14 protein-coding genes are annotated in these 17,243 nt (G+C 57.1%); 11 read left to right on the top strand and 3 right to left on the bottom strand.

Annotated elements, in window-relative coordinates:
* Window positions 1-36 precede the first annotated feature (36 nt).
* The 9 genes from pilW (at window position 37) to AAH446_RS15085 (ending at window position 10,977) form a co-directional block, all read left to right on the top strand.
* Window positions 37-768: a type IV pilus biogenesis/stability protein PilW gene (pilW, locus tag AAH446_RS15125; protein WP_342907510.1), complete on the top strand. Its 732-nt coding sequence runs from the start codon at window positions 37-39 to the stop codon at window positions 766-768.
* A complete protein-coding gene (gene rodZ, locus AAH446_RS15120; protein WP_342907509.1) occupies window positions 758-1,726 on the top strand; it encodes a cytoskeleton protein RodZ in 969 nt (322 codons plus the stop codon). The genes pilW and rodZ overlap by 11 nt, the downstream gene beginning before the upstream one ends.
* A gap of 38 nt (window positions 1,727-1,764) precedes the next feature.
* A complete protein-coding gene (ispG, locus tag AAH446_RS15115; protein ID WP_342907508.1) occupies window positions 1,765-2,886 on the top strand; it encodes a flavodoxin-dependent (E)-4-hydroxy-3-methylbut-2-enyl-diphosphate synthase in 1,122 nt (373 codons plus the stop codon).
* 99 nt (window positions 2,887-2,985) lie between these two features.
* A complete protein-coding gene (hisS, locus tag AAH446_RS15110; RefSeq protein ID WP_342907507.1) occupies window positions 2,986-4,275 on the top strand; it encodes a histidine--tRNA ligase in 1,290 nt (429 codons plus the stop codon).
* Between the two features lie 14 nt (window positions 4,276-4,289).
* Window positions 4,290-4,910: a YfgM family protein gene (locus AAH446_RS15105; RefSeq protein WP_342907506.1), complete on the top strand. Its 621-nt coding sequence runs from the start codon at window positions 4,290-4,292 to the stop codon at window positions 4,908-4,910.
* Window positions 4,911-4,953: 43 nt separating this feature from the next.
* On the top strand, window positions 4,954-6,135 hold the full coding sequence (gene bamB, locus AAH446_RS15100; protein ID WP_342907505.1) for an outer membrane protein assembly factor BamB: 1,182 nt from the start codon (window positions 4,954-4,956) through the stop codon (window positions 6,133-6,135).
* Window positions 6,136-6,299: 164 nt separating this feature from the next.
* Entirely contained in the window at window positions 6,300-7,790 is a 1,491-nt protein-coding gene (gene der, locus AAH446_RS15095) for a ribosome biogenesis GTPase Der (protein ID WP_342907504.1), read from the top strand.
* A gap of 65 nt (window positions 7,791-7,855) precedes the next feature.
* The gene (locus tag AAH446_RS15090) at window positions 7,856-8,083 is read left to right on the top strand and encodes a zinc ribbon domain-containing protein (RefSeq protein WP_342907503.1); all 228 of its coding nucleotides are present in this window, start codon (window positions 7,856-7,858) and stop codon (window positions 8,081-8,083) included.
* 461 nt (window positions 8,084-8,544) lie between these two features.
* A complete protein-coding gene (locus AAH446_RS15085; protein WP_342907502.1) occupies window positions 8,545-10,977 on the top strand; it encodes a glucose/quinate/shikimate family membrane-bound PQQ-dependent dehydrogenase in 2,433 nt (810 codons plus the stop codon).
* A 127-nt stretch (window positions 10,978-11,104) separates the two neighbouring features.
* On the opposite strand, the gene AAH446_RS15080 is transcribed toward AAH446_RS15085, so the two are convergent.
* The 3 genes from AAH446_RS15080 to xseA all read right to left on the bottom strand — a co-directional run bounded on the left by AAH446_RS15080 (window position 11,105) and on the right by xseA (window position 13,935).
* Entirely contained in the window at window positions 11,105-11,440 is a 336-nt protein-coding gene (locus tag AAH446_RS15080; RefSeq protein ID WP_342907501.1) for a protealysin inhibitor emfourin, read from the bottom strand.
* Window positions 11,437-12,450 carry a M4 family metallopeptidase gene (locus AAH446_RS15075; RefSeq protein WP_342907500.1) on the bottom strand — a complete coding sequence of 338 codons (1,014 nt, stop codon included), beginning with the start codon at window positions 12,448-12,450 and terminating at the stop codon, window positions 11,437-11,439. Before AAH446_RS15075 ends, AAH446_RS15080 begins: the two co-directional genes overlap by 4 nt.
* A 108-nt stretch (window positions 12,451-12,558) precedes the next feature.
* Window positions 12,559-13,935: an exodeoxyribonuclease VII large subunit gene (gene xseA, locus AAH446_RS15070; protein WP_342907499.1), complete on the bottom strand. Its 1,377-nt coding sequence runs from the start codon at window positions 13,933-13,935 to the stop codon at window positions 12,559-12,561.
* Window positions 13,936-14,105: 170 nt separating this feature from the next.
* Here xseA and guaB point away from each other — a divergent pair, with 170 nt between their 5' ends.
* Together guaB and guaA are read left to right on the top strand one after the other, a co-directional pair.
* Window positions 14,106-15,572, top strand: coding sequence for an IMP dehydrogenase (guaB, locus tag AAH446_RS15065; RefSeq protein WP_342907498.1), 1,467 nt, complete (start codon window positions 14,106-14,108; stop codon window positions 15,570-15,572).
* Window positions 15,573-15,640: 68 nt separating this feature from the next.
* Window positions 15,641-17,221 (top strand): glutamine-hydrolyzing GMP synthase, encoded by a 1,581-nt coding sequence (guaA, locus tag AAH446_RS15060; RefSeq protein WP_342907497.1) that lies wholly within the window; start codon window positions 15,641-15,643, stop codon window positions 17,219-17,221.
* Window positions 17,222-17,243 lie beyond the last annotated feature (22 nt).

The raw sequence follows: 17,243 nt of genomic DNA, 5'->3' as shown, positions 1-17,243 counted from the left end.
GCGTAGTATTCTTTGCCAGTGAGATCGGGAGGCAACATGCACAAGGGAATCGTGCCGGGGTTGATTATTGTTGTGCTGACAGGCTGTGGCCCGTCAGCACAGCGCAGCGAACTGGCGCAGACGCGTCTACAGTTAGGGCTTAGCTATCTGGCGCTTAACGAACTGCCAGCGGCAAAGCGCAACCTTCAGCAGGCGGTACAGCTTGCGCCAGAAGATTACCGTACGCAGCTGGCGATGGCCCGCTATCAGCAACGCGCCGGGCAGAACGAGTCAGCCGGCGAACGCTACCGGATAGCCTATGGACTGGCGCCGCAAAACCGTGACGTTCTCAATAATTACGGTGCGTTTCTCTGCGGTTTAAGGCAGTATGATGCGGCGCAGCGTCAGTTCAGTAAAGCCGCTGAATTATCTGGAAACGATGGGCGCGACGATGCGCTTGAAAACGCCGGCTACTGTTATCTCAATGCGGGAGAGCAGCTGAAAGCAAAAGTCGCACTGCTTGAAGCGACGAAACGCGATCCGGACAAGGGCAAGGCGCTGTTGGCCGAAGCCGAAAGGCGATTTGGAAAGGGAGAGTACGCCTCTGCGCGCCTCCTGTCAGATGTATATCAACACAACTTTGCTGCCTCGGCAGAAAGCTTGTGGTTAAAGATTCGCTTCGCCGCGCTGGCGCAGCATCCGGAGGCCCTGAAGCTGGCCGGAGAAGAGCTGGCGCGAAATTTTCCACAATCGATACAGTACCTGCATTTTTTAGCTAATGAATACTGAAGCCACTGAAGATAAATCCGCAGTAAATTCAACAGGCGAGCGCCTGCGTAGCGCCCGTGAGCAAATGGGCCTCACTCAGCAGAACGTTGCTGAGCGCCTCTGCCTGAAACTTTCCACCGTTCGTGACATTGAAGAGGATAAGTCGCCAGCCGATCTGGCCTCGACCTTCCTGCGGGGTTACATTCGTTCCTATGCGCGTCTGGTTCACGTGCCGGAAGAGGAACTGCTGCCGATGATGGCAAAGCAGGCACCTGTTCGCGCGGCGAAAGTGGAGCCGATGCAGAGTTACTCCCTGGGGAAACGACGCAAAAAACGCGACGGCTGGCTGATGAGTTTCACCTGGCTGGTGCTGTTTGTGGTCGTCGGCCTGACCGGGGCCTGGTGGTGGCAAAATCATAAAGCGGCTCAGGACGATCTGGTCTCCATGGCCGATCAAAATGGCTCCGCGGATGATAACAGCCAGTCCATCTCTCTGACGGATAACAGCGCCGACAGCGTGCCACCGGCAGAAAGCGTGCCGGTTCAGAGCACGCCTTCGCCTGCGGTCGCGCCATCTGACAGCGCGGCTCCTGCCGCCAGCCAGCCCGCACCGACGGAGCCGCAGCCGGCTGCCGTCTCTCCCTCTCAGGCACCCGCAGACACGGCCACCGGCAGCAATGCCAGCGGCCAGATGCCTACCGGTTCAGCCAGCGTCAGCGCGCCGGCGGCCGATGCCAACGCGCTGGTCATGAACTTTACCCAGGATTGCTGGCTTGAAGTTACTGATGCCGCCGGGAAAAAACTCTTCAGCGGGATGCAGCGCAGTGGTGATAAACTCAATCTCACCGGCACGGCTCCCTATCGTCTGAAGATTGGCGCTCCGGGCGCTGTACAGATCCAGTATCAGGGTCAGCCGGTTGACCTGAGTCGTTTTATCCGTAGCAACCAGGTTGCTCGCCTTTCAGTTGGTGCGCAATAACGCATCTTCCCTGTCGCGAGTAATTGTGGAGAAAGAATATGCATAACGAAGCACCCATTACCCGTCGCAAATCAACGCGCATTTACGTCGGCAAGGTGCCTGTGGGCGACGGTGCGCCGATCGCCGTCCAGTCTATGACCAACACGCGCACCACGGACGTGGAGGCGACGGTTAACCAAATCAGAGCGCTTGAGCGCGTCGGCGTGGACATTGTCCGCGTTTCTGTTCCAACCATGGATGCCGCGGAAGCGTTTCGCCTGATCAAACAGCAGGTTAACGTGCCGCTGGTCGCCGATATCCATTTTGACTATCGCATCGCCCTTAAAGTCGCCGAATATGGGGTGGACTGCCTGCGCATTAACCCTGGTAATATCGGTAACGAAGAGCGTATTCGCCAGGTGGTCGATTGCGCCCGCTACAACAACATTCCCATCCGCATCGGGGTCAACGCCGGATCGCTTGAAAAGGATCTTCAGGAAAAATATGGCGAACCGACGCCGCAGGCGCTGCTTGAATCCGCTATGCGTCATGTTGATCACCTGGATCGCCTCAATTTCGATCAGTTTAAAGTCAGCGTAAAAGCGTCCGACGTTTTTCTGGCCGTTGAGTCTTACCGCCTGCTGGCGAAACAGATCGATCAGCCTCTGCATCTCGGGATCACTGAAGCGGGCGGCGCCAGGGCCGGCTCCGTGAAGTCCGCTATCGGACTGGGGCTGCTGCTTTCCGAAGGCATTGGCGACACGCTACGCATTTCGCTGGCGGCCGATCCGGTCGAGGAAGTGAAGGTTGGTTTCGATATCCTGAAATCCCTGCGCATTCGCGCGCGCGGCATTAACTTTATTGCCTGTCCAACCTGTTCCCGTCAGGAATTTGACGTGATCGGCACGGTTAACGCGCTGGAGCAGCGGCTTGAGGACATCATCACCCCTATGGACGTCTCCATTATTGGCTGCGTGGTGAACGGTCCCGGCGAAGCGCTGGTCTCCACCCTTGGCGTGACCGGCAGCAATAAGAAAAGCGGCTTCTATGAAGATGGCGTGCGCCTGCGCGAGCGGCTGGACAACGATGACATGATCGACCAGCTGGAAGCGCGTATACGCGCAAAAGCGGCGATGATGGACGCATCCCGCCGCATTGATGTGCAGCATCTGGAAAAATAATCTGAAGCAGCGTGGGGAGGCCATTCGCCTCCCCGCCAGCATTAACTCTGACGACGCGGGTTTACCCCGGCGTCCATTCCACAGTGTGAGATAAACGTAGTGGCGAAGAATATCCAGGCTATCCGCGGCATGAATGACTACCTGCCAGCGGATACCGTAGTGTGGCAACGTATTGAACAAATTCTCAAGCAGGTGCTGGCCAGCTATGGCTACAGCGAAATCCGCCTGCCGATTGTAGAGCAGACCCCGTTATTCAAACGCGCCATCGGTGAAGTCACCGACGTGGTTGAAAAAGAGATGTATACCTTTGATGACCGCAACGGTGAAAGCCTGACGCTGCGTCCTGAAGGCACGGCTGGCTGCGTACGCGCCGGTATCGAACACGGTCTGCTGTACAATCAGGAACAGCGTCTCTGGTACATCGGTCCGATGTTCCGCTATGAACGTCCTCAGAAAGGGCGTTACCGTCAGTTCTATCAGATGGGCGCAGAAGTGTTCGGCCTGCAGGGCCCTGACGTGGACGCTGAACTGATCATGATGACCGCCCGCTGGTGGAAAGCGCTGGGCATCGCCGATCATGTGCATCTGGAACTGAATTCGATCGGATCTCCTGAAGCCCGCGCCAGCTATCGTGACGCGCTGGTCGCCTTTCTTGAGCAGCACCAGGAGGTGCTGGATGAAGACTGCAAGCGCCGCATGTATACCAATCCGATGCGCGTGCTGGACAGCAAAAACCCCGATGTTCAGAACCTGCTGAACAGCGCGCCCGAGCTGAGTGACTATCTGGACGCCGACTCGCGCGAACATTTTGCAGGGCTCTGTAAGCTGCTGGATGATGCAGGCATCGCCTACACGCTTAACCAGCGGCTGGTGCGCGGTCTGGATTATTACAACCGTACCGTGTTTGAATGGGTGACCAGCAGCCTTGGCTCTCAGGGCACCGTCTGTGGCGGTGGCCGCTATGATGGGCTGGTCGAACAGCTTGGCGGCCGTGCCACGCCAGCGGTCGGTTTTGCCATGGGACTGGAGCGGCTGGTGCTGCTGGTACAGGCGGTAAATCCTGAATTTGAACCGACGCGCATTGTCGATGTCTATGTTATCGCTTCCGGCCAGGGCGTTCAGTCCGCCGCCATGCAGCTGGCGGAGAAACTGCGCGATGAAGAGCCTTCACTGAAGCTGATGACCAACTTCGGCGGCGGTAACTTCAAGAAGCAATTTGCCCGGGCAGATAAGTGGGGCGCCCGCGTTGCGCTGGTGCTGGGAGAAGACGAAGTCGCAAAAGGCGAAGTCGTGATTAAAGATTTGCGCAACGGCGAGCAACAAACGCTGGCGCAGCGTGATGTTGCCGCAACGCTGACTGCGATGCTGCAACAGCCGAACGCGGATTAAAGGAGAAGGTTTGCGTGGAAGTATATAGCAACGAAAACGAACAGGTTGACGCGGTTCGCCGCTTTTTCGCTGAGAACGGTAAAATGCTGGTCGTGGGCGTGATCCTTGGCGTGGGCGCGCTTGCGGGCTGGCGCTACTGGAGCGGCCACCAGGATGGCAGCAACAAGGAGATTTCCGCAGCCTATCAGCAGGTCTCTTCCGCACTGGACGCCAGCAAACCTGCAACGCTCGACGCAGCGGCAAAATTTGCCAGCGAGAATAACAACACCTACGGTGCGCTGGCCTCGCTGGATGTCGCAAAGCGCTATGTGGATGGCGGTCAGCTTGATAAAGCCGCCGCACAGCTTAAAAGCGGTCTGGGAAATACCAAAGACGCCAATTTAGAGGCGGTGATGAACCTGCGCCTGGCGCGCATCCAGCTTCAGCAGAAGAAGCCGGATGAGGTGCTGAAAACCCTCGAGACCATTAAAGGTGAAGGCTGGACGGCCATAGTGGCAGACGTGCGCGGCGAAGCACTGCTCAGCAAAGGCGATGCGAAAGGCGCCCGCGATGCCTGGAGCAAGGGCATCGCTTCTGATGCTTCTCCTGCGCTGAAAGAAATGCTGCAAATGAAAATGAATAATCTGCCGGCCTGATCCCGGCAGTTAAAATTGCCTCAACGGGCTTAAGAGGGATTTCATGGAATTGCGTAAAATACTTCTGCCGGGACTGATTTCAGTTACCTTACTTAGCGGATGTTCATGGTTCAGCGGTGAAGAAGACGTCGTTAAAATGTCGCCGCTGCCGAAGGTGGAAAACCAGTTTACGCCAGAAAAAGTCTGGAGTACGTCCGTGGGCGATGGCGTGGGTGAGTTCTATTCTAACCTGCACCCGGCCTGGGCTGACAACACCGTTTACGCGGCTGACCGCCATGGCCTCGTTAAAGCGCTCAACTCGGGCGACGGCAGTAAAAAGTGGGAAGTGGATCTGGCAGAAAAAACCGGCTTCTTCTCCAGAAACCGTTCGGCTCTGCTCTCCGGCGGTGTGACCGCGGACGGCGCGCACGTCTACCTCGGCAGCGAGCGTGCCCAGGTTTATGCCCTTAACAGCAGCGATGGCTCCATCGCCTGGCAGACGAAAGCCGCAGGCGAAGTCCTTTCCCGCCCGGTTGTCAGCGACGGCCTGGTGCTGGTCCATACCAGCAACGGTATGTTGCAGGGGCTCGATCAGAACAGCGGTGCCATCAAATGGTCGGTGAATCTTGATGTACCAGCGCTCTCTCTGCGCGGTGAATCAGCGCCTGCCACCGCGTTCGGCGCTGCGATTGTCGGCGGCGATAATGGCCGGGTCAGCGCGGTGATCATGAATCAGGGTCAGATTATCTGGCAGCAGCGTATCTCCCAGCCAACGGGCGCGACGGAAATCGATCGTTTGGCCGATGTGGATATGACCCCGATCGTGGACAATGGCGTGGTCTATGCCCTGGCCTATAACGGTAATCTCAGCGCGCTGGATCTGCGCTCAGGCCAGATTTTGTGGAAGCGTGAAATTGGCTCGGTAAAAGATATGGTCGTGGATGCGGGTCGCATCTATCTGGTCGATCAGGACGATCGTGTGATTGCGCTGAGTACGGAAGGTGGTGTCACCATCTGGCGTCAGAGCGATCTGCTGCACCGTATCCTGACTTCACCGGTGCTCTATAATGGTTACCTGGTGGTTGGCGACAGTGAAGGCTATCTGCACTGGATCAATACCACCGACGGACGCTTTGTTGCGCAGCAGGAAGTGGACAGCTCCGGCTTCCAGACTGAACCTGTGGTGGCCAGTGATAAGCTGTTAATTCAGGCGAAGGGCGGCGAAGTTTACGCGTTTACCCGCTAACCCCGTCACCTTACTGCCAGCAGATAACGGCTCCTGATTCGTCAGGGGCCGTTTCGTTTTTCTCAGGGCGTGGTATCCTTTACGCCGTTAGCCTGACCTGTGGCCGTTTTTCTGGCTGCCGCAGCATGTGGATCAGGCGTTTATTTTTGTCATGAGGCTTCAATATGGTACCTGTGGTCGCGCTGGTCGGGCGTCCCAATGTGGGGAAATCCACCCTTTTTAACCGCTTAACCCGCACGCGAGATGCGCTGGTCGCGGATTTCCCGGGCCTGACGCGTGACCGTAAATACGGTCGCGCCGAGGTTGAAGGGCGGGAGTTTATTTGCATCGATACCGGCGGTATTGATGGCAACGAAGAGGGCGTGGAGACGCGCATGGCCGCGCAGTCCCTGTTGGCGATCGAAGAAGCTGACGTGGTGCTGTTTATGGTCGATGCCCGTGCCGGCTTGATGCCAGCCGATCAGGCGATCGCCCAGCATCTGCGCAGCCGTCAGAAACCGACTTTTCTGGTGGCGAATAAAACCGACGGCATGGATCCCGATTCCGCCGTCGTGGATTTTTATTCGCTCGGCCTGGGAGAGATCCATCCTATCGCCGCTTCTCACGGGCGCGGCGTCACCAGCCTGCTTGAGATGGTTCTGCTGCCCTGGATGGATGATGTCGCACCCGAGGCGGAGCTGACCGAAGAAGAAGAAAACGAAGCTTACTGGGCGGCGCTGGCCGCGCAGGAGAGCGGCGAACTGCCGGAAGAGGAAGAGGACGACTTTAACCCGCTCGATCTGCCGATTAAGCTGGCGATTGTCGGACGTCCTAACGTCGGCAAGTCAACGCTGACTAACCGCATTCTGGGTGAAGACCGCGTGGTGGTGTATGACATGCCGGGCACCACCCGCGACAGCATTTATATTCCGATGGAGCGTGATGGCCGCGAATATGTGCTGATCGATACCGCTGGCGTGCGCAAGCGCGGCAAGGTGACTGAGACCGTTGAGAAGTTCTCGGTGATCAAGACGCTTCAGGCGATCGAAGATGCCAACGTGGTAATGCTGGTCATTGACGCGCATGAAGGCATCTCCGATCAGGATCTGTCGCTGCTGGGCTTTATCCTTAACAGTGGCCGTTCGCTGGTGATTGTGGTCAATAAGTGGGATGGCCTGTCGCAGGAAGTGCGTGAAGAAGTGAAAGAGGCGCTGGACTACCGTCTGGGCTTTATCGACTTCGCCCGTGTGCACTTTATTTCCGCGCTGCACGGCAGCGGCGTCGGCAATCTGTTTGAGTCGGTCACCGAGGCTTATGACTGCTCGACGCGCCGCGTGAATACCTCCATGCTGACCCGCATCATGAATATGGCGGCCGATGACCATCAGCCGCCGTTGGTTCAGGGACGCCGCGTTAAGCTGAAGTATGCCCACGCCGGGGGATATAACCCACCGATTGTGGTAATACACGGAAACCAGGTGAAAGACCTGTCGGATTCCTACAAGCGCTATCTGATGAACTATTTCCGTCGTTCGCTGGAAATTATGGGCACGCCGATCCGCATCCAGTTTAAGGAAGGCGATAACCCGTTCGCCGGTAAGCGTAATATGCTGACGCCAAATCAGCAGCGCAAGCGCAAGCGTCTGATCAGCCATCTCAAGAAAAATAAACGTTAATCCGCAAGGGGCCGCACCGGCCCCTTTTGTTTTATACTGATCGACAGAAGACACAGGAGAGCGCTATGAATGAGCATTGCCCCGAATGCCAGCATGTGTTGATTGCCGGTGAGGATCGTTTCCATTGCGAAGGGTGCCAGCGCAGCTTTGGCATGCAGGCCGTTTGCCCCGATTGCCGTCAGCCGGTGCAGGTTCTTAAAGCCTGCGGCGCCGTGGATTATTTCTGCACGAACGGCCACGGGCTGATCTCTAAACAACGCGTAGAATTTGTCCCGCTGGTTGAAACACTTTAGCGCCTTCCTGAACAGAGCCGCGTAAGGCGGCATTTTGCATGATCTCCCATTTCTCCGCTATATCGCTATTCTCATCAGCTATGTCCGGCTGCTTTCTTTGCGCATCATGGCGCTGATGCTATCCGTTGTACCTTGTAAAACCGTTAATCCCGTTGCGTTCACCTGCCTGAATTAACACGGATTACTAAAGCGACACCTCAGGTTTGTTAAGTTTATGTATATTAAAATATGTACCGTATGGTACAATTTTGGCGTTGATTGTAAGCTGCAGCCCCCTCGGAAGGGCGACTACAGCGGCTTCAGCGAACAATGGACGGGAACTGACCCGTAATGATTTGTTAATGAAAATAAGTGACTGAAGAATAATATTCATTTTGCTTTACGCCGCTTTATGCGTGACGGACAGGGATCGGAAATGAATATTGTGCTAAAGCTCTATTTAGTTCAGGAGTATTTTTACCATGTCTCAAATGAATGCCCGGTCCTCTAAATGGCTGGGCCTGTGGTGCGTTGCGCTGGGGCTGGTGCTGCTGGCAACCGGCCTTTACTTTGTGATTGGCGGCGGGAAACTGGTTTCGCTGGGCGGTAGCTGGTATTTCGTTATTGCCGGGATTGTCACCGTCCTGTCCGCTATCCAGCTATTCCGTCGCAAATCCTCTGCCGTCCTCCTTTTCGCCGCGGTGTTTGTCGGCTCGGCCATCTGGGCCCTTGCGGAGGTTGGCCTGGATTTCTGGCCGCTGGTTTCACGTCTGATGACGCTGGCCGGCCTGCTGGTGGTGGTGGTGCTGACGTTGCCTGCGCTGCGTAAGCATGAAGGGAAAACCTCTGGCGCTAAACCCGCCTTTGCGACTGCCGCTGTTGTGGCTGCCGGCATGGTGGTGACTCTTGTGCAGATGTTCCAGCCCCATTCACCGGTAACGAACGGTACTGAGCTGCCGCTGAAGCCGGTTGATAAAGCGGCCGAGCAAAAAAACTGGGATAACTATGGCAATACGCCGGGCGGCAGCCGCTTCGTCGCGCTGGACCAGATTACGCGCGATAACGTAAAAGATCTGAAGGTTGCCTGGACCTACCGTACGGGGGATATTCCTGAAAGCCCCACCGGCAACGGTGCTGAAGATCAGCAAACGCCGTTGCAGATTGGTGACGTTCTCTATCTCTGCACGCCGCACAACAACATTATTGCGGTCAACGCGGATACCGGCAAAGAGATCTGGAAGCACGAAGTCAACGCGCAGGCCGAAGTCTGGAACCGCTGCCGCGGGCTCGCTTACTTTGATGCCACCAAACCTTTGACGCAACCGAGCGTGCCTGGCTCCACGCCCGTCTCGCCGGTTTCTTTAGCAGCGGGTGATACCTGCCAGCGCCGTCTTCTGATGAACACCATTGATGCGCGGCTGATTGCGGTTAACGCTGATAATGGCGAACTGTGCCAGAACTTTGGCAACAATGGCGAAGTCGATCTGAAAAAAGGCCTTGGCGATGCTCAGGATCCTAAGTATCAGCTGACTTCCGCACCTACGCTGGCGGGCACTACCGTGGTGGTCGGTGGTCGCGTAGCGGATAACGTCCAGACCGATATGCCGGGTGGGGTTATCCGTGGTTTTGACGTAATGACCGGTGAAATGCGCTGGGCGTTCGATAGCGGTAACGAAGACCCGAATGCTAAATTGCAGGATGGTCAGCACTATGCCCGCAGTACGCCGAACTCCTGGGCGCCAATGTCCTACGATCCCGCAATGAATACTGTGTTTATCCCGATGGGAAGTTCATCAGTAGACCTGTGGGGCGCGGACCGTAAGCCACTGGATCATAAATATGGTGCCTCCATCCTGGCGGTGGATGCCACGACGGGCCACGAGAAGTGGGTCTACCAGACCGTGCATAACGATCTGTGGGACTTTGACCTGCCGATGCAGCCAAGCCTGATCGACTTTCCTCAGAAAGACGGCTCCACCACGCCAGCCGTGGTCATCGGGACGAAAGCGGGGCAGATCTATGTCCTCGATCGCCTGACCGGTAAGCCGCTGACGGAAGTGAAAGAAGTCCCTGTTAAAAGAGGCAACATTCCGGGCGAGCAATACTCTGCAACGCAGCCGAAATCAGTAGGTATGCCGCAGATCGGTGCCCAGACCCTGACCGAATCAGATATGTGGGGCGCTACGCCGTTCGATCAGCTGGCCTGTCGCATCGCCTTTAAATCGATGCGTTATGACGGTCTTTATACCGTGCCGGGCACCGACAGGGCGCTCAGCTTCCCGGGCTCGCTGGGAGGAATGAACTGGGGCAGCCTCTCTACCGATCCGAACAATAACTATATCTTCGTCAACGATATGCGTCTTGGTCTGTGGGTAGAGATGATCCCGGCAAACACCGACGCTATTTCACGCGGCAGCAACGGCGGTGAAGCGATCAACACCGGCATGGGCGCCGTACCACTTAAGGGAACACCTTATGCGGTGAATAAAAACCGCTTTATGTCGCCGCTGGGCATCCCTTGCCAGAAGCCGCCGTTTGGCACGCTCTCTGCAATTGATATGAAAACGCAGAAGCTGGTCTGGCAGGTTCCGGTAGGCACCGTGCAGGACACCGGACCATTTGGCATCAAGATGCATGCACAGATGCCGGTAGGTATGCCGACATTGGGCGGCACGCTTGCCACGCAGGGCGGTCTGGTCTTTATCGCCGGAACGCAGGACTACTATCTGCGCGCCTTTGATACCTCAACGGGTAAAGAAGTCTGGAAAGCGCGTCTGCCGGTCGGCAGCCAGGGCGGCCCAATGAGCTACAAGTCGCCGAAAACGGGTAAACAGTACATCGTGATTTCAGCGGGCGGTGCACGTCAGTCGCCGGATCGTGGTGATTATGTGATCGCGTTCGCGCTGGATAAGTAATACGCTAACCTGATGCAGTAATAAAATCCCCCGTCATTTATGGCGGGGGATTTTTTTTGGCGAGGACGGAGCGTCTGGCCGATAAGAAGTAATATCATCATTTGAAAATTTTGCTGGTGGGGGAGCGCTATTGCCCCTCCTGCCAGAGCTGTAGCAGTTCCGGCGGCGCTAAATCTTCTGGTATCAGCAGGACAATACTGCCTGCGTGATGCGAGGTGGCGTAGCTGATCTCAATGCGGAAATAGCGCTGGTCGCCACGTCCGGCAGGGTTTTCTTCACCCGGCGGCTCGCCAAGCGGCAGCGCCTGGCGAAGCACGCTACAGACATGCTCACGCTGAGGTGGGCTTAGCTGCGCCAGTGCAATACGGCGCGGCCCGGACAGTTTAGGGATATACGCGAAGCCGCCTTCCCGTGCCATATCGATGACGGCATCATCGCTCAGTTCAGGAAGCCTGTTTTTCATGACACGCCAACCTCTTTCCAGGCGTCTTCAATAGCCTGGCCGACCGACTTGTCAAAGCGCTGCTGCCCGTGACGCACCGTGAACTGGGCGAAGGTTTTAAAGTCGGCGTTTTGGGGCAGGGCACGGTCACAAAGCGCATCATACCAGGCGTAACCCGCCTGCTCCCACGCATAACCGCCGAGCGCCTGAGCGGCCAGATAAAATGCCCGGTTAGGAATGCCGGAATTGAGGTGGACGCCGCCATTGTCGTCGCGGGTCTGAATATAGCCCTGCATATCGGCAGGCTGTGGGTCTTTGCCCAGCAGTGGATCGTCATAGGCCGTACCCGGCGCAGACATAGAGCGTAACCCTTTCCCGTTAATGCCTTCCGCCAGCAGTCCTTCACCGATAATCCAGTCTGCCCGATCTGCCGTCTGCTTGAGGTGAAACTGTTTCACCAGCGAGCCGAAGACGTCAGAGAGGGATTCGTTCAGCGCGCCCGCCTGTTCGAAATAGATCAGTCCCGCTTCGGTTTCCGTCACGCCGTGCGCCAGCTCGTGGGCGATAATGTCCAGCGCGATAGTGAAGCGGTTAAAAATTTCACCGTCACCGTCGCCGAACACCATTTGCTGTCCGTTCCAGAAGGCGTTCTGATAATCCTTGCCGTAATGTACAGTGCCCTTCAGCGTCAGCCCCTGATTATCCAGCGAGTTGCGCTGGTAGGCCTGCCAGAAGAAGTCATAGGTGACGCCCAGATAATCATAGGCCTCGCCGGTAGCGGGATCGTCATTGCCCGGCTGACCTTCGCTGCGCACCAGCTTGCCGGGCAGATTCTGCGTCTGTTCCGCATCGTAGATCTCCCGCTCAACCGTGCCAGCTTTACTGGTCTGCGCGCCGTCGGGACGGGGGAAGTTTTCAGCCATCAGCGTTTGAACGTGCATCAGGGTATGACGTGCATAACTCTGTTGCCGATCTGAACCGTTATCGATGATTTTACGCAGAATATAGGGAGGAATAACGCCATAGTGCATACCTGGCTCCTTGGTCGACAGTGTGTGTCTGAAAAGTATAGTCGCCAGGAAATAGAGGTGCGGTGACCACGCGCGCAAGTCGGGACTTTCTGGCGTGGCCTTCTGAGGTCAGGAGGCTTTTTTGCTTTTGCGGGGTTTCTTTTGTGGCGTGATGGCGGTGACTTCGCTTTCCACCCAGCCGTCATCCAGCCGGGTCTTCAGCAGATCGCCCGGCTGTAGCTGGCGGGTCTGCTTAATCACCTCTCCCTCAGAGGAGGTTGTCACGCTGAAACCGCGCGCCAGCGTCGCCAGCGGACTGACGCCTTCAAGCTGCGCAGCAAGCGTGGCGAAACGCTGCTTATCGCCGTTAAGCTGCTGCTGCACCGCCTGCTGAAGACGATACTGCCACTGCTGGAACTGCTGCTGGAGGCGATGAATGCGGTTCTGCGGCTGGAAGGCGCTCAGGCGCTGTGTAACCTGATCTAAGCGACGGTCCGCCTGGCGCAGGTGGATTTGCATCACATCGTCCAGGCGGCGCTGTAGCCTCATCAGCGCGGTCTGCTGGCGTGCCAGACGCAGCTGCGGGTGCTGCTGCTGAAGCTGATGGTGCAGACGGGAAAACTGGCGGTTTTTCTGCGCAAGAAAATAGTCCATTGCCATTTCCAGCCTTTGCTGCTGGCTTTGTAGCTGGCGCAGCAGCTCAATCTGATTCCGGCTGACCAGCTCCGCTGCGGCAGAAGGCGTCGGCGCACGAAGATCGGCGACGAAATCGGCGATGGTCACATCCGTCTCATGGCCCACGGCGCTGACGATGGGAATGCGGCTGGCGTAAATGGCGCGCGCCACGCGCTCATCGTTAAAGCTCCACAAATCTTCAAGGGAGCCACCGCCGCGTCCAACAATCAGCACATCACACTCACCGCGTCGGTTGGCCACTTCTATCGCCCGCACGATGCTCGCTGGCGCCTCCGCACCCTGAACAGGCGTGGGATAGATAACGACGGGCAGCGAGGGATCGCGGCGATGCAGCACGCGCAGGACATCATGCAATGCCGCGCCGGTGGAGGAGGTGATAACGCCAACCTGGTGCGCGGGATCGGGCAGCGGCTGTTTATGCTGCTGTTCAAACAAGCCTTCCGCCGCCAGCTTCTGTTTGAGCTGCTCGAACTGCTGTTGCAACAGGCCTTCACCTGCGGGCTGCATGCTTTCGGCAATTAACTGATAATCACCGCGCGGTTCGTACAGGGTAATGGTCGCCCTGACCAGAATCTGCTGGCCGTTTTGCGGCCGGAAGGTGACCCGCCGGTTGCTGTTGCGAAACATCGCACAACGGACCTGCGCCTCATCGTCTTTCAGGGTGAAGTACCAGTGCCCGGAGGAGGGCTGGGAAAAGTTTGAGATCTCGGCACTCAGCCAGACCTGACCCATCTCCATCTCCAGCAGCTTACGCACTGTGGTATTGAGACGGCTGACGGTAAAAATATTGGCGGACGGCGGTAGCGACATGTGATGAAGATCAAACTTTAAATCAGGAGGTTAATCATCCGATACTACATGCCTCATGCAGGGGATCAAGAGTTTTTCATAAATAATGCTGGAGGCAATCGATTACGCCCTGTATAATGCCGCGGCAATATTTTACAAGTTCTCATTCACCCTGAGGTTGAGATATTGCCATGCTAAGAATCGCTAAAGAAGCCCTGACATTTGACGACGTTCTGCTCGTTCCCGCTCATTCGACTGTATTGCCCAACACGGCCGACCTCAGCACCCAGCTTACCAAAAACATCCGTCTGAACATCCCCATGCTCTCCGCCGCTATGGATACCGTGACCGAAGCGGGCCTCGCTATTGCGCTGGCGCAGGAAGGCGGCCTTGGCTTTATCCATAAAAATATGTCCGTTGAGCGCCAGGCGGAAGAAGTGCGCAGAGTTAAAAAACATGAAAGCGGCGTGGTCACCGATCCACAGACCGTTCTGCCGACCACGGCGCTGAGCGACGTCAAAGCGCTGACCGAGCGTAACGGCTTTGCCGGCTACCCGGTAGTGAACGACGACAACGAGCTGGTGGGGATCATCACCGGCCGTGACGTGCGCTTTGTGACCGATATGAGCCTGCCGGTGACGGCGGTGATGACGCCGAAAGAGCGCCTGGTCACCGTCCGCGAAGGCGAAGCACGGGAAGTCGTTCTGCAAAAAATGCATGAAAAGCGCGTGGAAAAAGCGCTGGTGGTGGATGACAGCTTCCACCTGCTTGGCATGATCACCGTGAAAGATTTCCAGAAAGCCGAACGTAAACCTAACGCCTGTAAGGATGCACATGGCCGCCTGCGCGTGGGTGCTGCCGTCGGTGCCGGTGCGGGCAACGAAGAGCGCGTTGACGCACTGGTTGCGGCGGGCGTTGACGTTCTGCTGATTGACTCTTCTCACGGCCACTCCGAGGGCGTGCTGACACGCATTCGCGAAACCCGTGCTAAATATCCGGACCTTGAAATCGTCGGCGGCAACGTGGCGACCGGCGCAGGCGCACTGGCGCTGGTAGAAGCGGGCGTTAGCGCGGTGAAAGTGGGTATCGGCCCAGGCTCCATCTGTACCACGCGTATCGTCACCGGCGTTGGCGTTCCACAGATCACCGCCGTTTCTGACGCGGTGGCCGCGCTGGAAGGCACCGGCATTCCTGTTATTGCCGACGGCGGCATTCGTTTCTCCGGCGACATCGCGAAAGCGATTGCGGCTGGCGCCTCCTGCGTAATGGTCGGTTCAATGCTGGCCGGTACCGAAGAATCTCCGGGCGAAATCGAACTCTATCAGGGCCGCTCTTTCAAATCCTACCGTGGCATGGGTTCACTGGGTGCGATGTCTAAAGGCTCATCTGACCGTTACTTCCAGACCGATAACGCGGCCGACAAACTGGTGCCGGAAGGGATCGAAGGCCGCGTCGCCTATAAGGGCCGCCTGAAAGAGATCGTGCACCAGCAGATGGGGGGACTGCGCTCCTGTATGGGCCTGACCGGCTGCCCGACCATTGATGACCTGCGTACCAAAGCGGAATTTGTCCGCATCAGCGGTGCCGGCATCAATGAGAGCCACGTGCACGATGTGACCATCACCAAAGAGTCACCGAACTACCGCATGGGATCGTAATCCCGTAAGATTTCCCGCCCGGCTTCAGCCGGGCGCTTTTATTAAGTCACCGTTCTGGAAACCCCTCAATGACGACGGAAAATATCCATAAGCACCGCATTCTGATTCTCGATTTCGGATCTCAATATACCCAGCTGGTGGCACGTCGCGTGCGCGAACTGGGCGTCTACTGTGAACTCTGGGCCTGGGACGTTACCGAAGAACAGATCCGCCAGTTCAACCCGAACGGCATTATTCTTTCCGGCGGTCCGGAAAGCACCACTGAGCTGAACAGCCCGCGTGCCCCTGAATATGTCTTCACCGCTGGCGTTCCCGTACTGGGCGTCTGCTACGGTATGCAGACCATGGCGCTTCAGCTGGGCGGCAAGGTGAATGGCTCAAACGAGCGTGAGTTTGGCTATGCTCAGGTCGAAGTAGGTGTGGAGAGCGCGCTGACCCGCGGCATTGAAGACTCCCTCAGTGCGTCAGGCAAACCGCTGCTGGATGTCTGGATGAGCCACGGCGATAAGGTCACGGCAATCCCGTCTGACTTCGTGACCGTTGCCAGCACCGAAACCTGCCCGTTCGCCATTATGGCTAACGAAGAGAAGCGTTTTTACGGCGTCCAGTTCCACCCGGAAGTAACGCATACCCGCCAGGGCCTGCGTCTTCTGGAGCGCTTTATCCGCGATATCTGCCAGTGCGAAGCGCTGTGGACTCCTGCCAAAATCATCGAAGATGCCGTTGAGCGTCTGCGCGAGCAGGTTGGTAACGATAAGGTCATCCTTGGCCTTTCCGGCGGCGTAGACTCTTCCGTCACCGCGATGCTGCTGCACCGCGCCATTGGCGACCGCCTGACCTGCGTTTTTGTCGATAACGGGCTGCTGCGTCTGAATGAAGCTGAACAGGTGCTGGATATGTTCGGCGACCACTTTGGCCTGAACATTGTCCACGTGGCGGCGGAAGACCGTTTCCTGGATGCGCTGGCCGGTATCGACGAGCCGGAAGCGAAGCGTAAAACCATTGGCCGCGTTTTCGTGGAAGTGTTTGACGAGCAGGCGACCCGTCTGACCGACGTCTCCTGGCTGGCGCAGGGCACGATTTACCCTGACGTGATCGAATCCGCCGCGTCTGCGACCGGTAAAGCGCACGTCATTAAGTCCCACCACAACGTGGGCGGCCTGCCTAAAGAGATGAAGCTGGGTCTGGTTGAGCCGCTGAAAGAGCTGTTCAAGGATGAAGTACGTAAAATCGGCCTGGAGCTGGGTCTGCCTTACGATATGCTTTATCGCCATCCGTTCCCTGGTCCGGGTCTGGGCGTGCGCGTGCTGGGCGAAGTGAAGAAAGAGTACTGCGACCTGCTGCGCCGTGCCGATGCGATCTTTATTGAAGAGCTGCACAAAGCCGATCTCTACAACAAAGTCAGCCAGGCATTTACCGTGTTCCTGCCGGTTCGTTCCGTCGGCGTAATGGGCGATGGCCGTAAATATGACTGGGTCGTCTCGCTGCGCGCGGTTGAAACCATCGACTTTATGACCGCGCACTGGGCGCACCTGCCTTATGAGTTCCTGGGCCGCGTCTCTAACCGCATCATCAATGAAATCGACGGCATTTCCCGCGTGGTGTATGACATCTCCGGTAAGCCACCGGCGACGATTGAGTGGGAATGATTTTAAACCCTTGAGTTTGCTT

This window comes from Erwinia psychrophila, assembly GCF_039023475.1.
GTDB lineage: Bacteria > Pseudomonadota > Gammaproteobacteria > Enterobacterales > Enterobacteriaceae > Erwinia.
The sequence above is the reverse complement of the archived record's forward strand: the minus strand, read 5'-3'. Positions and strand labels throughout refer to the sequence as shown.

Bases quoted from the DNA above. Each gene is read 5' to 3' on its own strand.
- pilW (WP_342907510.1), top strand. From the start codon at position 37: ATGCACAAGGGAATCGTGCCGGGGTTGATTATTGTTGTGCTGACAGGC.
- rodZ (WP_342907509.1), top strand. From the start codon at position 758: ATGAATACTGAAGCCACTGAAGATAAATCCGCAGTAAATTCAACAGGC.
- ispG (WP_342907508.1), top strand. From the start codon at position 1,765: ATGCATAACGAAGCACCCATTACCCGTCGCAAATCAACGCGCATTTAC.
- bamB (WP_342907505.1), top strand. From the start codon at position 4,954: ATGGAATTGCGTAAAATACTTCTGCCGGGACTGATTTCAGTTACCTTA.
- der (WP_342907504.1), top strand. From the start codon at position 6,300: ATGGTACCTGTGGTCGCGCTGGTCGGGCGTCCCAATGTGGGGAAATCC.
- AAH446_RS15090 (WP_342907503.1), top strand. From the start codon at position 7,856: ATGAATGAGCATTGCCCCGAATGCCAGCATGTGTTGATTGCCGGTGAG.
- AAH446_RS15085 (WP_342907502.1), top strand. From the start codon at position 8,545: ATGTCTCAAATGAATGCCCGGTCCTCTAAATGGCTGGGCCTGTGGTGC.
- AAH446_RS15080 (WP_342907501.1), bottom strand. From the start codon at position 11,440: ATGAAAAACAGGCTTCCTGAACTGAGCGATGATGCCGTCATCGATATG.
- AAH446_RS15075 (WP_342907500.1), bottom strand. From the start codon at position 12,450: ATGCACTATGGCGTTATTCCTCCCTATATTCTGCGTAAAATCATCGAT.
- xseA (WP_342907499.1), bottom strand. From the start codon at position 13,935: ATGTCGCTACCGCCGTCCGCCAATATTTTTACCGTCAGCCGTCTCAAT.
- guaB (WP_342907498.1), top strand. From the start codon at position 14,106: ATGCTAAGAATCGCTAAAGAAGCCCTGACATTTGACGACGTTCTGCTC.
- guaA (WP_342907497.1), top strand. From the start codon at position 15,641: ATGACGACGGAAAATATCCATAAGCACCGCATTCTGATTCTCGATTTC.